We start from the raw sequence: 16,103 nt of genomic DNA, 5'->3' as shown, positions 1-16,103 counted from the left end.
CTACTCTCCTGCGCGCGGCGCGGTGCCGAGACCGAAGTCCGCCTCCAGCGGCGCGCTCGCATAGTGAAAATGAAAGGGACCGTCAGGCGCGCCGTCGATGAACTGCCGCACGCTCGGATCCTGCGACGCGCGCAACTGCGCGGGCGTGCCCTCGGCGAGCACCCGCCCATTCGCAATGAAATATACGTAGTCCGCGATCGCAAACGACTCCGGCACATCGTGCGTCACGAGGATCGACGTGGCGCCGAGCGCGGTATTGAGGGTGCGGATCAGGTTCGCGGTAATGCCCAGCGAAATCGGATCCAGTCCCGCGAACGGCTCATCGTACATCATCAGCTCAGGGTCGAGCGCGATCGCCCGGGCCAGCGCGACCCGGCGCGCCATGCCGCCTGAGACTTCGGACGGCACCAAGTCGCGTGCGCCGCGCAAGCCGACCGCGTTGAGTTTCATCAGCACGAGATCGCGGATCAACTCCTCTGGCAGGTCCGTATGCTCGCGCAGCGGGAATGCGACGTTGTCGAACACCGACATGTCAGTAAACAACGCCCCGAATTGGAATAACATGCCCATTTTGCGCCGCGCCGCGTAGATCGCCTGGGGGCCCATTGCACCGACGTCCTCGCCACGGAACAGCACCTGGCCTCGGTTGGCGCGCACCAGCGCACCGATGAGCCGCAACACCGTCGTCTTGCCGCATCCGGAGCCGCCCATAATCGCAACTACTTGTCCACGCTTGAAACGCATGTTCAGGTTCTGGAGCACGAGCCGTTCAGCGCTGTAGCCGAAAGCAACGTCGCGAAGCTCAAGCAGGATATCGGAGGCAGTTGGCGGCACGTAGGCAGTCATCAAAAGCACGGAACGCGGATTATAGGGCCTAAAGCGGATCTGCCGCCTGAAACCTCCACGTGGACTGTACGCGAGACCGCTTACACGCCACCTTCACGGCGTAGGGCATTGGCAGGCGAGCCCCGCATTATCGGATAAACCCTCTTTGCAACGCAAAGATTGCTTTTTCGACGTCGTGGGCTTGCGTTACCGCGCGCACGACCGCGGCACCGCACACACCGGTGGCCAGCACATCGCCCAGCGTCTGCAGATCGATGCCACCGATTGCCACGCAGGGCACCACGCCGTCCAGCAGCCGCACGTAGCGCGCGAGTCGCGCAAGCCCTTGCGGCACGCTGGGCATCGCCTTAGTGGTGGTCGGAAACACCGCACCCAACGCGATATAGCTCGGCTTGAAGTGCAGCGCCACCAATATCTCGTAGTATCCGTGCGAGGACAGACCCAGCCGCAGCCCCGCGTGCGCCAACGCACCGAGGTCCGCGCGCAGCACATCCTCCTGGCCTAGATGCACGCCGTATGCGCCTTCGTCCAGCGCCAGTTGCCAGTGGTCGTTGATGAACACGCGTGCGTCATCATAGCGACGTCCCGCCGCAACGGCGCGGCGCACGTCAGCCCGCAGCACGGCTAACTCGCGCAGATCCGCTGCGTCGCCCGCCCCGTCAACCTTGCGGCGCAGTTGCACGGTACGCACGCCGAGCGCTAGCAGCCGCTCGATCCAGTCGGCCGTCGGCACCACCGGATACAGACCGAGCGCGGCCGGGCACGCAGCGAACGGCTGCACCGGCGCATCGGGCAACCCCCGCACGCGCGGAAAGCGCGACAAGTCGCACGGCCATGGATCCTGCGCATGCTCGTCGCCCTGCCGCCACGCCAGGGCGAGACACAACGCATCGTGCGGCGCGCAGCCACAATCGATGAACGCGGCGAACGCCGCGATCCAGTCGTCGCAAGGTGCGGCCTCCAACGTGCGAACCGCATCGCCCTGATGCAACCGCATAGCACGCGCCGACGCGTCCAGTACCGTGGCACCGGCAGCCACCCAGCGCGCGGCATCGGCCGCATGCGGCTGTGCATCGGTCGCCACGATCACGTCACCGGGCCCTGGCTGCGGCGGCGGCGCGAGACAGATACGCATAGGCAGGCAGGCGCGCGGCCAATCACCCAGCCGTGCGCGGATCCGCTCGGCCGCCTCCAGCAGTTCGTCTGCGGGCGGGTAAAAAACCTCGCGTCCCCACGGGAAGGGACTGCTCACACCCGCTCATCCGAGGGCGGGACGGCAGCGCCTTCCGGCGTGCGATAGCCGTCCTGGTGCCAGAACGGCATGCCGACCACCGGCGTACTCGCGTGCGCGCTGTCGCGCTCCAGCATCGGCCCGGCTAAGTACGCTTCGCGACCCGCATCCACCGCGTTCGCGAATGCCCGTGCCATCGCCTCGGGCCGCGCCGCCTGCGACACCGCCGTGTTGAGCAGCACGGCGTCGAACCCCCACTCCATCACCTGACACGCGTGCGACGGCACACCCAGCCCTGCGTCGACGATCAGCGGTACGTCCGTCAGGCGCTCGCGCAGCAGCTTGAGCCCATACGGGTTCACCACCCCCTTGCCGGTGCCGATCGGGGCGCCCCACGGCATTAACGCCTCGCAGCCAACGTCGAGCAGTCGCCGCGCGACGACGAGGTCTTCCGTGCAATACGGTAATACCTTAAAGCCGTCCCGCACGAGGATGTCGGCCGCCTCGATCAAACCGACCGGATCCGGTTGCAACGTGTAGTCGTCCCCAATCAGCTCGAGTTTGATCCAGTCAGTCTCGAACACTTCGCGGGCCATCTGCGCGGTCGTCACCGCCTCTTTCACGGCATGGCAGCCGGCGGTGTTAGGCAGCAGCGCGGCACCCCGGCGCTTCAGCGCGTCAAAAAAACCGACGTCGGCGTCGCCCTGCGCGGCCAACTGGCGCCGCAGCGCGACGGTGACCATCGCGGGCCGCGCGGCCACGAGCGAGGCCTCCAGCGCATGCAGCGACGGATAGCGCGACGTGCCGAGCAACAGCCGGCTTGTGAAGGGCTGTCCGTACAGGATCAGCGCGTCGGCGGTGGAATGCGAATTCATCATTATCTCCGTCAATTTCAGTGCCTCATAGGTCAGGTTGTCGGCTCGCGTGGCATGCCGCCAATGCGTCATCCGCCTGCCACAGGCTTTACGACGTCGATTCGGTCACCTTGCGTGAGCGCACGCGCTGGATGCTGCGCGCGCGGCACGAATTCGCCGTTGATCGCGACCGCGTACGGCGGCACTGCACCATATGAAGCCAGCGCGTCAGCAAGGCGCGCATCGTCGGGCAACGAGAAAGATTGGTTGTTGATCTGGATATCCATGGTTCATGCATCAGTCAAGCACGGCTGCAGCGCAGCCGCACGGTAAAGCATCGGCCAGCGAGAGGCGGCACGCCATGCGTCGAAACCGTCCGGATCTCGCACCTGAGCATCGAGCAACGCGTGCGCGAGCGCCACGGCTTCGCACACCACCTCAGGCGCAATCATATAGCCGTGGCGGTACAGGCCATTGACGCGCAACACCGACGCGCCATCCCACGACAGCGCAGGACGATGGTCCGGCAGTGTGGGCCGGCAATGCGCATTCAACTCGAGGATCCGGCCCTCGCCGAAGGCGGGATGCAGCGAATAGGCCGCCGACAACAACTCGAGCGCCGAGCGCACGCTCACCGGCGACATATCCTCGCCCTCGATCTCGGTAGCCCCGATCACATAGTGATCGTCCTGCTTGGGCGCGATATACAACGGATAGCGCGGATGCAGCAGACGCACCGGCCGACTCAAACCAATGCCCGGCGCATGGACCCGCGCGACTTCGCCCCGCAAACCGCGCAGACCGGACCAGGCCCGTTTCGCACCCAGTCCACGGCAATCGATCACCAGAGCGGCAGCAGGCAAGGCATCCTCGCGCACGCAGGTATGCCAATGCGTGTCGACATGCAACTCGTCGAGCGCGGCCCCCAGCGCCGCCAGCAACTGCCGATTGTCCAGTTGTCCCTCGCCAGGCAGCAGGCGCGCGTCATGAAAGCGCGTACCAAGCGCCGGCTCGGCTTGCGTGACCTGAGCGCCGTGCAGTGCGACAATGCCGTCGCGCAGCATCGTCATGGGCGCGTTCACACGCACGCGCTGCTCGAACAATGGCCATTCGGCGCGATCGGCCGCATGCCAAACAATCAGCGTGCCGTTGCGCTGAAAGAATACCGGTTGTGGCAACTGCGGCAGCCATTCGGCCCAGCGCTCGAGCGACGCGACGCCCAGCTCCACCAGCAACGGCTCGGCACTGGCAGCTTCGGCCAGCGGCGCGAGCATGGCCGCGGCGACCCACGCTGCCGCACTGCGTCCGCTCGGCTCGCCTTGCTCATACAGCGCGACGCGATGGCCCGCACGCGCGAGCCGCCACGCAATGAGACGACCGGACAAGCCACCGCCCAAGACTGCGACATCGGGCGTCGGCGCCGCGTGGCACGCGGTTTTTGAAAAGGGGTCGGTTTGGTGCACGGCAATCGAATCCTATGTACGGGAATCGGGGTACAAGGACGAAACCGGCGAGATTCACGTGCGGGGCCTAACCACAGTGGCGCGCCGGCAGGCACGTCCGCTCCCTCACGGCAAGACAGAATCGGAAACTTCCCGCGCCGATATTACCCGGATCGGGTGCGAAGAAACTCTTTTTATTAAATCACAAAACCGCTGCGGGCCGCAATTCGTTGCTCTGGCACAATGTCGCGCAATCGCCGCTGCCGGAGCGTGCGCCGCCACGCGCCTTAAGCCGGAATTAAGCGGTAGCCGGAACAATCCGTACTGACACGAGTCGGTCACCGTCGCGACGCCCGCGACAGTGCGACGCAGCGGCGCACCGATGAATGGACCGATTTGAGGAACCCTACATTTGAGGAACCCTATGAATCAACCCGCATCAGGCAACAACGAGCGTATTACCACGTGGAGCCTGATCAAACCGTATTGGGTGTCAGACGAAAAGTGGATCGCCTGGGGACTGCTCGCGCTTGTGGTCGCGATAAACATGACCATGGTGGCAGTCAACGCATGGTTCAACACATGGCAGCGTGTGTTCTTCGACTCGATCCAGCAGTACAACTATCCGGTGTTCAAGCACTCGCTGCTGCAATTTACCACGATCGCGATGGCGATGATCCTGCTCGGTTCATACCGGACATACTTCCGGCAGATGCTGGAATTTCGCTGGCGCCAGTGGCTCACCACGCAATACATGCACGAGTGGCTGTCGGGCCGTGCGTACTATCGGATTGAGCGCGACAAGCTCGCCGATAACCCGGACCAGCGGGTTTCAGTGGACCTACAGGAACTGGCGAACACGACGCTGGCGCTCTCGCTGGATTTCCTATCCACGTCCGTCACGTTGCTGTGGTTCAGCCATGTCCTGTGGCACTTGGCCGGCCCGCTCAGCTTCACCGTGTTTGGCACCGATGTGACACTACCCGGCTACATGGTGTGGACCGCCTTGCTCTACGCGGTGATCGGCTCGTATGTCACGCATCGCGTCAACCATCCACTCGTGTCGATCAACTACCAACAACAACGGGTCGAAGCGGATTTTCGTTTCTCGTTGATCCGATTGCGCGAGAATGCGGACCAGATTGCCCTGTACGAGGGCGAGCGCTCCGAGGAAAAAGCGCTGCAAGGCGCCTTCGGGCACATTCGCGACAATTGGCGGATGATCATGCGCTATACGCGGCGTCTGAACCTAGTCGTGGTCAGCTATTCGCAACTGGCCATTGTGTTCCCGTTCATTGCCGCCGCGCCGAAATACTTCGCGAAGGCGGTCAGCTACGGCGGTTATCAGCAGATAATCGGCGCGTTCGGTACCGTCAGCAGCTCGTTCTCATGGTTCATCAGCAGCTACTCGACGCTGGCCGCATGGCGCGCTGTGACTAACCGGCTCAAGGAATTCCGGCGCATTATGGCGCAGCCGCAGTTGCTCGAGTCGACGTCGCGGGCCACCGAACACGGCGGCATTCACACGAGGATGGCCGATACAACGGTATTGCGCGTGCAGGCGCTGCGCCTGATGCGCCCGGATGGCACGCCGCTGTCGACGATCGGCTCGTTTGCCATCGCGCCCGGCTCGCGGGTGCTAGTGCGAGGCGCGTCGGGCTCCGGCAAAAGCACACTGCTGCGCTCGCTGGCCGGCCTATGGCCATTTGGCAGCGGCACCATCGAGATGCCCGTCAACGCACGGGTGATGTTCGCGCCGCAGAAAAGCTACGTGCCAATCGGCACACTCAAGGGCGCGCTGTGCTATCCGGCGGCGGCTGACGCGTTCACCGACGCGGACTGTGCCGACGTGCTGCGCGCCTGCCGGCTGGGCGAACTAGTCGATAAGCTCGGCGTGAGCGACCATTGGGAGCGCGTACTGTCGCCAGGCGAACAGCAACGCCTGGCGATCGCCCGCGTGCTGTTGCAAAAGCCCGATTTCCTGTTCCTTGACGAGGCGACCAGCGCGCTCGACCTCGACACCGAGGCGGCGCTGTACCACGTGCTGACGCAACGTTTAGCTCACGCGGCCATCGTCAGTGTCGCGCACCGGGAGTCCGTGCAAGCGATGCATGACAAAACAATCGAAGTGGTACGCGATAACTGACGTGCGGCAGCGTGATAACGGCTGTGCCCCACGCGCGCATAGCGCAGTCACGCCTGGCTGCGCCCGGCCGGAACCGCCGCGAGCGTCGCGTAGCGTGATCCGGCCGGCGTCAGCGTGCTGCTGACCAACGCCAGCGTAGCAAAGGTGATCAACGGCGGCACGGGACGCACCGCTTCGAAATCATGCGTCGGCGCGGGCGGATCGCCGCGCAGCCTGGCTAGGGTCAGATGCGGCCGCAACGGCCGCGCAGCGGCGGGCACACCGACCCGCTCCAGCAGCACGTCGACGCGAGCCGCCCACGCGAGGAACGCCGGCGCGCTGATCAGTTCAAGCGCATACACGCGCGCCCGCCTGGCGCTGGGCAGTATCGCGGCATGCGAGGTGGGCAGCCTGTCCGGCACCGGCGTCAGCGTCGGCCATTCGTCGATCAGCCGTTTTCCCCCGCTCGGCGTCAGTGCGCCAACAAACCGTATGGTCAGATGAATCTGCTCACGCGGCGTCCATCTGACGCCTGCCATATGACCGGCGCGCCATGGAGCGCGCCATGCGTCGATGGCATCGAGAGCGCCGGAGTCGGGAATGAGTGCAACAAAGCAACGCTGCAGTCTGACATCCATCGATGATCCCCTACGGCAAAGCCGCCCTGCTACGCCCGACTCAAACTCAGCGCGGCAACTCCGAGCCCCCCATCAGGAACGCGTCCACCGCGCGCGCGCATTGGCGACCTTCGCGAATGGCCCAAACTACCAGCGACTGCCCCCGACGCACGTCGCCAGCAGCAAACACCTTGTCGACCGACGTGTGATACGCACGCTCGCCGTCGGTGCCAGCCCGCACGTTGCCGCGCTGATCCTTGTCAACGGCGAACGCATTGAGCATCGCTGCCGCCGGCTGCGTGAAGCCCATCGCAAGCAGTACCAGGTCTGCTTTCATTTCGAACTCGGAACCGGGCACCTCCTGCATCTTGCCGTCCCTCCACTCGACGCGCGCAGCGATCAGCTTTTCGACCTTGCCTCTGCTGCCCTCGAAACGCTTGGTCGCGACCGACCAATCGCGCTCGCAACCTTCCTCATGCGACGACGACGTGCGCAGCTTGATCGGCCAGTACGGCCACACGAGAGGCTTGTCCTCCTCCTGCGGCGGCTGCGCCAGCAATTCGAACTGCGTGACACGCTTCGCGCCGTGCCGGTTCGACGTGCCGACACAGTCCGACCCGGTGTCTCCGCCGCCAATCACGACCACGTGCTTGTCTTTGGCGAGCAACTGATCCGCGAGCTTGTCGCCAGCGTTGACCCGGTTCTGCTGCGGCAGGAATTCCATCGCGAAGTGGATACCAGCCAACTCGCGGCCCGGCACCGGTAAGTCACGCGGCGTTTCGGCACCGCCCGCCATCACGATTGCGTCGAATTGTTCGCGCAATTCGTCCGGCGACAGGGTGTCCTTCGCCGCATTGTTGATCGTCGTCGGCAACGGCTCCTTGCCAATGAACACGCCAGTACGGAACGTCACGCCTTCGGCCTCCATCTGACGCATGCGGCGGTCGATCTGCCACTTCTCCAGTTTGAAGTCGGGGATGCCGTAGCGCAGCAGGCCGCCAATCCGGTCGTTTTTCTCGAACACCGTTACCTCATGACCGGCTCGCGCCAGCTGCTGCGCGGCGGCCAGCCCGGCGGGCCCGGATCCCACCACCGCGATCTTCTTACCGGTCTTCAGCTTGGGCACTTGCGGCGCGACCCATCCTTCGCTCCACGCCTTGTCGATGATCGCGCGCTCGATCGATTTGATGCCCACCGCGTCGCTGTTGATATTCAGCGTACAGGCGGCCTCGCACGGCGCGGGGCAGATCCTGCCGGTCAACTCTGGAAAATTGTTCGTCGAGTGCAACACCTCGATCGCCTGCTTCCAGTCCTGGCGAAACACGAGGTCGTTGAAGTCCGGAATGATGTTGTTTACCGGACAGCCATTATTGCAGAACGGAATGCCGCAATCCATGCAGCGTGCGCCCTGGATTTTTGCGTCCTCGTCGGTCAGCGCATGCGCGAATTCCTTCCAGTGCTTCACGCGTTCTAACGGGAGTTCATACGCCTCGTGGCGGCGTTCATATTCGAGAAAACCGGTTGCCTTGCCCATGAGCTTCTCTTAACCAATACCTATTGAGGGGCAGCCCGCTGCACCGCGGCGGGGCTGTCGTGCGTTGACTTGCCGGCGCATCCGCCGTCGCGTCGGTGCGCAAGCCGTCAGGCCGCTAGGCTCGGCGCGCTCGCCGCCTTCTTCTTGGCACCGATGTCGGCCAAGGCACGCTTGTACTCGATTGGAAACACCTTGACGAACTGACGCCGCGACGTATCCCAGTTCTCGAGCAGCGCCTTGGCGCGCGGCGACCCGGTGAACTCGAAGTGGCGCTCGATTAGCCCCTTGAGCAACGCCTCGTCGGTCTGGTCCTGATGCCACAGTGCCGGATCAACAGTGCGCTCTTGCTCGGCCTGCTGCAGCACCGGCTCAAGCGCGACCATCGCCTGATTACATTGGGTCGCGAACGTGTTGCCCGGATCAAACACGTACGCGACGCCTCCCGACATGCCCGCCGCGAAGTTGCGGCCGGTCTCGCCGAGCACGACGACGGTGCCGCCGGTCATGTACTCGCAACCGTGGTCGCCGGTGCCCTCAACGACCGCCGTCGCACCGGAGTTGCGCACGCAGAAGCGCTCACCCGCAACGCCCCGGAAGTACGCCTCGCCCTTAATCGCGCCATACATGACGGTGTTGCCGCAAATGATGTTCTCTTCTGACTTGCCGCGGAAGTCATTGGTCGGACGCACAATGATGCGTCCACCCGAGAGCCCCTTGCCCACATAGTCGTTGCCGTCGCCGACCAGGTCCAGCGTGATGCCGCGCGCTAGGAATGCGCCGAAACTTTGTCCCGCCGTCCCCTTGAACTGGATGTGAATCGTATCGTCCGGCAGGCCATCGTGCCCATACTTGCGCGCGATCACCCCTGAGAGCATCGCGCCGACCGTGCGATTCACGTTACGCACCGGTTGAATGAACGACACATGCTCACCGTTGTCGATCGCCGCCTTCGCCTTGTCGATCAACACATGATCCAATGCCCGGTCCAGGCCATGGTCCTGCGTATCGACGTGCCGGCGCGCCACCTCGGCGCCCGCCTCAGGCATATGAAAGATCCGCGAAAAATCGAGACCACGCGCCTTCCAATGCGCGATGCCCTTTTTCGTATCGAGCAAATCGGCCCGACCGACCAGTTCGTCGAAGCGGCGAATCCCGAGCTGCGCCATGATTTCGCGCACTTCCTCGGCCACGAAGAAAAAGAAGTTCACCACGTGCTCGGGCTGGCCCTGGAACTTCGCGCGCAACACCGGGTCCTGCGTCGCGACGCCCACGGGGCACGTGTTCAGATGGCACTTGCGCATCATGATGCAGCCTTCGACGACCAGCGGCGCCGTCGCAAAGCCAAACTCGTCGGCGCCCAGCAGCGCGCCGATCACGACATCGCGGCCGGTTTTCATCTGTCCGTCGGCCTGCACGCGGATCCGGCCGCGCAGCTTGTTGAGCACCAGCGTCTGCTGCGTCTCGGCCAGGCCCAACTCCCACGGCGTGCCGGCGTGCTTAATCGACGACAACGGCGATGCGCCCGTACCGCCATCGTGGCCCGCGATCACAACGTGGTCGGCCTTGGCCTTGGCCACGCCCGCCGCCACCGTGCCCACGCCGACTTCAGAGACGAGCTTCACCGATACGCCAGCGCGCGGGTTGGCGTTCTTCAGGTCGTGGATCAGCTGCGCGAGGTCCTCGATCGAATAGATATCGTGGTGCGGCGGCGGGGAAATCAGCCCGACACCCGGCACGCAGTAGCGCAGCTTGCCGATGTACGCCGACACCTTGTGTCCGGGCAGCTGACCCCCTTCGCCCGGCTTGGCGCCCTGAGCCATCTTGATCTGGATCTGGTCGGCCGAGCTTAGGTACTCGGCGCTCACGCCGAAACGACCCGATGCGACCTGCTTGATTTTCGAGCGCAGCGAATCGCCATCGCGCAACGGAATATCGACGACGACCGCCTCTTCACCAATGACCGAGCCGAGCGTATCCCCATTCTTGATCGAGATGCCACGCAGCTCATTGCGGTACCGACGCTCGTCCTCGCCGCCTTCGCCGGTGTTGGACTTGCCGCCGATGCGGTTCATCGCGATTGCCAAGGTCGCATGCGCCTCGGTACTGATTGAGCCAAGCGACATCGCACCGGTTGCAAAGCGCTTGACGATCTCCTTGGCCGGCTCGACTTCATCGAGCGAAATGGCCTTGGCAGGATCGACCTTGAACTCGAACAGGCCGCGCAACGTCATGTGACGGCGGGTCTGGTCGTTAATGATATGTGCGTACTCCTTATACGTCTGATACGAGTTGCTGCGCGCCGAATGCTGCAGCTTCGCAATCGCGTCGGGCGTCCACATGTGGTCTTCGCCACGCACGCGGTACGCGTACTCGCCGCCAGCGTCAAGCATCGTCGCGAGAACCGGGTTGTCACCGAATGCATCGCGATGCAGGCGGATCGCCTCTTCCGCCACGTCGAACAAGCCAATGCCGCCAACGCTGGATGCGGTGCCCTTAAAGTACTTGGCGACCAGTTCGCTGGACAAGCCCACCGCCTCGAAGATCTGCGCGCCGGTGTACGACATGTAGGTTGAGATGCCCATCTTCGACATGACCTTCTGCAGGCCCTTGCCGACCGCCTTCGTGAAATTTTGGATGGCCTTGTCGGCCGACAGCGCGCCCGGCAGGCCGCTGGACATCGCCACCAGCGTCTCGAGCGCCAGATAAGGGTGCACCGCCTCAGCGCCATAACCGGCGAGCAGCGCGAAGTGATGAACCTCGCGCGCGGAACCGGTCTCGACCACCAGGCCCGTACTCGTGCGCAACCCATGCGCCACCAGGTGACTGTGAATCGCCGAGGTCGCGAGCAACGCCGGGATCGCGACATTGTCCCGGTCGGTCTTGCGATCCGATACGATCAAGATGTTGTAGCCGGAGCGCACAGCATCGACTGCCTCAGCACACAGCGACGCCAGGCGCGCCTCGATACCGGCCTTGCCCCACGCGACCGGATAGCAGATAGTCAATTCGTAGGAACTGAACTTACCACCGGTGTACTCGCCAATTGCACGGATCTTCGCGATATCTTTGAAGTCGAGCACCGGTTGCGACACTTCCAGCCGCATCGGCGGGTTGATGTTGTTCGTATCGAGCAGGTTCGGCTTCGGCCCGATGAACGACACCAATGACATCACCAGGTTCTCGCGAATCGGGTCAATCGGCGGATTCGTGACCTGCGCGAACAACTGCTTGAAGTAGTGGTACAGCGTCTTGTTCTTGTTCGACATCACTGCGAGAGGCGAGTCATTGCCCATCGAGCCGATCGCCTCTTCGCCGGCTTGCGCCATCGGCGCCATCAGGAACTTAATGTCCTCCTGCGTATAGCCGAACGCCTGCTGCCGGTCCAACAACACCGGCGCACCCTGCGGCTCAGCCGCCGCCACAACGTCCTCCGACTTCGGCTCGATTGCGTCCAGCTTGATGCGCACCGCGTCGATCCAGCTCTTGTACGGTTTCGCGTTCGCCAGATTGTCTTTCAGTTCCTTGTCATCGATGATGCGGCCGTGCTCCATGTCGATTAAGAACATCTTGCCCGGCTGCAGGCGCCACTTCTTGACGATCTTGGACTCGGGGATTGTCAGCACGCCGGCCTCGGACGCCATGATCACCATGTCATCATCGGTGATGAGGTAGCGCGCCGGACGCAAGCCGTTGCGATCCAACGTCGCGCCGATCTGACGACCGTCGGTGAATGCGATCGCCGCCGGACCGTCCCACGGCTCCATCATCGCCGCGTGATATTCGTAGAACGCGCGGCGATTCTCATCCATCAGCGCGTGCTGCTCCCACGCCTCCGGAATCATCATCATCACCGCGTGCGCCAGCGGATAGCCCGCCATCACCAGCAATTCGAGGCAGTTGTCAAACGAGGCTGTATCGGACTGTCCCGGGTAGATTAGCGGCCACAGCTTAGGCAGATCAGCGCCGAGCACGTGGCTCGCGATGGCCCCGGTGCGCGCGTTCAGCCAGTTGACGTTGCCCTTGACCGTGTTGATTTCACCGTTGTGCGCAATCAACCGATACGGGTGCGCCAACTCCCACGCCGGGAACGTGTTGGTCGAGAAACGCTGGTGCACCAACGCAAGCGCCGACACAACCCGCGCGTCCTGCAGATCGCGATAGTAGATCCCCACCTGCCTCGCCAGAAGCAGCCCCTTGTAGACAACCGTGCGCGCCGACATCGACGGCACGAAATACTCCTTGCCATGCTTGAGCTTGAGCGCCTGGATACGGTGGCTGGCCGTCTTGCGGATCACGTACAGCTTGCGCTCAAGCGCGTCGGTGACCATGATGTCCTTGCCACGACCAATGAAGATTTGGCGGATCACCGGCTCGCTGGCCTTCACCATCGGCGACATTTCCATCGTGCCGTCAACTGGCACGTCGCGCCAGCCAAGTACCACTTGCCCCTCGGCCTTGACCGTGCGCTCGAGTTCCTGTTCGCAAGCCAGGCGCGATGCGTGCTCCTTGGGCAGAAAAATCATGCCAACGCCGTACTCGCCGCACGGCGGTAACGTCACACCCTGCCGCGCCATCTCCTCGCGATAGAACGCATCCGGAATTTGGATCAGGATGCCGGCGCCGTCGCCCATCAGCGGATCCGCGCCCACCGCGCCGCGGTGATCCAGGTTATCGAGAATTTTCAGACCCTGCTCCACGATTTCGTGGCGTTTGCGACCCTTGATGTGGGCCACAAAGCCGACGCCACACGCATCATGTTCGTTTTCTGGCGTGTACAGGCCTTGTGCTTCGGGCAAGCCCTGGCCGACGGTCGGTTGTGTTGCGTCTTTCATGGGGACACCGTGATTGTGATTGGCCATGCAACCGGCCGGAAAACTCGCGCTTGAGCGCTGCGTCGCTGTCGCTGCGAGTGTTTTCGGCGCATGTCGGCTGGATCAGGAGCGGCCGCGACTTGTGGACACGGAAGCGATGAATCAGCTGGAAATCAAATATACGCGACGAATCAATAGGACGCCAATAAAAATAGACTGATACGTCCCCTATAATATTTGTGTCCATTTTTATTTTAATAAATTGGTTCCATATCAATGTGACGCGCCCCAATACACCTTAGTGTGCCTGCTTCGCCGATCAGGACAGCGTCCGCGTGACAACCCAAACGCACCACCTCTACCTCTGGCCGTTCTGCATTTAATGCATCATTACGGGCCTGTACGTCGTACGCTCGGTCCAAGGCTACCGTGCCGCTCGAGTAGGAGCCGGAGGGGGGATACCGAAGAGGGGAGTGTCGGAGGGGAAACGCCCGAGGAGACAACTTCTCGAAATGGACCGCCCATGTCGGCTACCTCATGTAGGCTGACTTATGTAAGCTACCTCATGTAGGCTGACTTATGTAAGCTACCCCATGGAGGCGGCCCATGCGAAACCAACCGACAAGGGACTACTCGATATAGAAATATCGGACGTAACGCCGCGACCGAGAAACCATCAGTAGCCACCACTAAGCGAGTTGCTGCTGATGGAGCCGCCGCTGAAAGGGGCGCCCTACGTTGAAGTGGGAGGATCCGTTTCCGAACTACCATTGGCCGGTCCCTCCCCCGATGCCCGTGCCGAAGCGCCATTGCTCGCCCCCGTGTCAGCAGCGCCGAGGCCGGTCGTGGCCCGCCCCGGCTGCGTGTTCCGTGCGCACGGCCCATTACCCGGCCCTGCCTCGCCTGGGCGACCTGCCTCCGACGACGGCACATCACCTGGCGGACGCGCAGCAGTCGAGGCCTCGCCTCCGGCCTCTGCACCAGGCGGCTGCGCACCGGCCGCCCCCTGACCATCGTCGTCCCGCATCTTACGAGGGCGTCCACGCGGCAACGGTGACACGCGGCGGTTCGCCTGCCGGGCCGCCCAGTCACGCCAACTTTCGCTCCCCAGCACCCACCCCTTGAGCGTGGCCTGCTGCAACTCATTGACTGCGTTTTCATCCAACGCCTGCTCACACAGCTGTTTGTATGCGTGCTGGCGCTCGAACGGCGTATTGGCCAGCGCCCAATACAGCGGATGGTCGGTAATCAACGGATCGAGTACGAGGCCAACGTGGTGTCGATAGCTGGACCACCGATACGCGTCAACAGAAGAAACGAGGCGCTCGCGCACCGGACTGAGTTCCACCAGCCGGCTGCACAGCATAAAATACTGTTCTGCTTCGAACACCGTGGCGCGGTAACGCCCTTCCCACAGCGTACCGCGTCGTCCATAGCGACGGTTGAAGTGCGCGACGTAGCGCCTACCCACGGCCTGCATCGCTTTGGGAAGGCTGGACTCCTCGCGCGGCGTCGCCAGCAACTGCACCGCCGATGGCATCAGGACGTACGCGTGGACCGCAAGCTGGTGGTCGCGTGATGCTGTTTTCAGGCATTCAACAAACAGCGCATAATCCTCGTCATCGACGAAAGCAGGCTGGTGATCGATGCCTCGCAGTATTACGTGCTGCGGCTGGTCGGGGACATAAAGACGTGCTAACCGGGCCATTGCAGGAATTTCCGTTTAGATCGCACTTGGTGTATACCCACAGGAGTCAATCATCCCGCGGCGCTCGCGCACGACGCGGCGTGCAAAGCCAGCTGCGTCCAGCTTTAGGGAAAATGCTCTAACGCAGGACTATGGTTCGTTTGAAACGTTGTCTGCATAATGGGTGGACTTTAAAAAAAATGGAGGAGCACAGTGCAATTAATACACATCATCAAAGCCATTCCAGGGCTCGCGGCTATTGCTTGCTGCTTCAATCAGGCACATGCTCAAACGGCTGGCAGCGCCTATATGGCAGCCGGTTGGTTCCATCTTGCGCCGCAAGACAGCAGCGACGTACTGAAAATCACGAACGTCGGCGGCTCCCCCGTCAACATCGCGGTCCTTGGTTCGAGCGCTAGTATCGGCTCCTCCGATACTTTTGGCCTCTCCACAGGGTACTTCATCACTGACAATTTCGCCGTCCAAGCCGATGCGGGCATTCCGCCCAAATTCGACCTGCGTGGCGGCGGCACCCTCGCCTCGTACGGCAAACTCGGAGAGGCACGGCAATGGAGTCCCGCGCTCGTCTTCAAATACTACTTCCGCAATGCGGATGCTGCGTTTCGTCCGTTTGTCGGAATCGGCGTAAGCTACATCTGGTTCACCAACGCGCGGATCACGAATCCAACGTTTGTGTCGCAACAGTTGCATGGCCCGACCTCTGTGGACGTAGACAGCGCATGGGCGCCAGTGTTCAACGCCGGTTTCGCGTACAACTTCAACAAGCACATTTTCGCCAGCTTTTCCGTATCGTTCCTGCCATTTTCAACCGATGCCACACTGCATAGCGTCGCGCAAACACCGGTTGGCGTGCGTAACGTCACGAGCCACACGCGCATCAAGCTGAATCCGCTCGTCACGTTCCTAAACGTCGGCTACCGCTTCTGACGCTCAAC

At 62.8% G+C, this 16,103-nt stretch carries 10 protein-coding genes and 1 pseudogene; 2 read left to right on the top strand and 9 right to left on the bottom strand.

Annotated elements, in window-relative coordinates; genetic code table 11:
* The 5 genes from KQH55_RS03810 to KQH55_RS03790 all read right to left on the bottom strand — a co-directional run bounded on the left by KQH55_RS03810 (position 1) and on the right by KQH55_RS03790 (position 4,394).
* Complete coding sequence (locus KQH55_RS03810; RefSeq protein WP_076785600.1) at positions 1-846, bottom strand: ABC transporter ATP-binding protein; 846 nt, start codon at positions 844-846, stop codon at positions 1-3.
* A gap of 127 nt (positions 847-973) precedes the next feature.
* Positions 974-2,098: a thiamine phosphate synthase gene (thiE, locus tag KQH55_RS03805; protein ID WP_235090226.1), complete on the bottom strand. Its 1,125-nt coding sequence runs from the start codon at positions 2,096-2,098 to the stop codon at positions 974-976.
* The gene (locus KQH55_RS03800) at positions 2,095-2,952 is read right to left on the bottom strand and encodes a thiazole synthase (protein ID WP_076787482.1); all 858 of its coding nucleotides are present in this window, start codon (positions 2,950-2,952) and stop codon (positions 2,095-2,097) included. The genes thiE and KQH55_RS03800 overlap by 4 nt, the downstream gene beginning before the upstream one ends.
* Before the next feature lie 68 nt (positions 2,953-3,020).
* Positions 3,021-3,218 (bottom strand): sulfur carrier protein ThiS, encoded by a 198-nt coding sequence (thiS, locus tag KQH55_RS03795; protein ID WP_076785602.1) that lies wholly within the window; start codon positions 3,216-3,218, stop codon positions 3,021-3,023.
* Between the two features lie 3 nt (positions 3,219-3,221).
* Complete coding sequence (locus tag KQH55_RS03790) at positions 3,222-4,394, bottom strand: FAD-dependent oxidoreductase (RefSeq protein ID WP_076796851.1); 1,173 nt, start codon at positions 4,392-4,394, stop codon at positions 3,222-3,224.
* A gap of 403 nt (positions 4,395-4,797) precedes the next feature.
* On the opposite strand from KQH55_RS03790, the gene KQH55_RS03785 reads away from it, so the two are divergent.
* Entirely contained in the window at positions 4,798-6,519 is a 1,722-nt protein-coding gene (locus tag KQH55_RS03785; RefSeq protein WP_235090225.1) for an ABC transporter ATP-binding protein/permease, read from the top strand.
* 47 nt (positions 6,520-6,566) lie between these two features.
* Here the strand turns inward: KQH55_RS03785 and thpR are convergent, their stop codons facing one another.
* The 4 genes and pseudogenes from thpR to KQH55_RS03765 all read right to left on the bottom strand — a co-directional run.
* Complete coding sequence (gene thpR, locus KQH55_RS03780) at positions 6,567-7,136, bottom strand: RNA 2',3'-cyclic phosphodiesterase (RefSeq protein WP_076796849.1); 570 nt, start codon at positions 7,134-7,136, stop codon at positions 6,567-6,569.
* A gap of 46 nt (positions 7,137-7,182) precedes the next feature.
* Positions 7,183-8,649 carry a glutamate synthase subunit beta gene (locus tag KQH55_RS03775; RefSeq protein ID WP_235090224.1) on the bottom strand — a complete coding sequence of 489 codons (1,467 nt, stop codon included), beginning with the start codon at positions 8,647-8,649 and terminating at the stop codon, positions 7,183-7,185.
* Positions 8,650-8,756: 107 nt separating this feature from the next.
* Positions 8,757-13,481: a glutamate synthase-related protein gene (locus tag KQH55_RS03770; RefSeq protein ID WP_235090223.1), complete on the bottom strand. Its 4,725-nt coding sequence runs from the start codon at positions 13,479-13,481 to the stop codon at positions 8,757-8,759.
* A gap of 994 nt (positions 13,482-14,475) precedes the next feature.
* A pseudogene (locus KQH55_RS03765) lies at positions 14,476-15,168 on the bottom strand (transposase); the annotation flags it as partial.
* A gap of 201 nt (positions 15,169-15,369) precedes the next feature.
* On the opposite strand from KQH55_RS03765, the gene KQH55_RS03760 reads away from it, so the two are divergent.
* Positions 15,370-16,095: an OmpW family protein gene (locus KQH55_RS03760; protein ID WP_076787485.1), complete on the top strand. Its 726-nt coding sequence runs from the start codon at positions 15,370-15,372 to the stop codon at positions 16,093-16,095.
* Positions 16,096-16,103: the final 8 nt, after the last annotated feature.

It is taken from the genome of Mycetohabitans sp. B3, from assembly GCF_021498065.1.
Taxonomy (GTDB): domain Bacteria; phylum Pseudomonadota; class Gammaproteobacteria; order Burkholderiales; family Burkholderiaceae; genus Mycetohabitans.
Note: the sequence above shows the minus strand (reverse complement) of the source record. Positions and strands in the feature narration are given on the sequence as shown.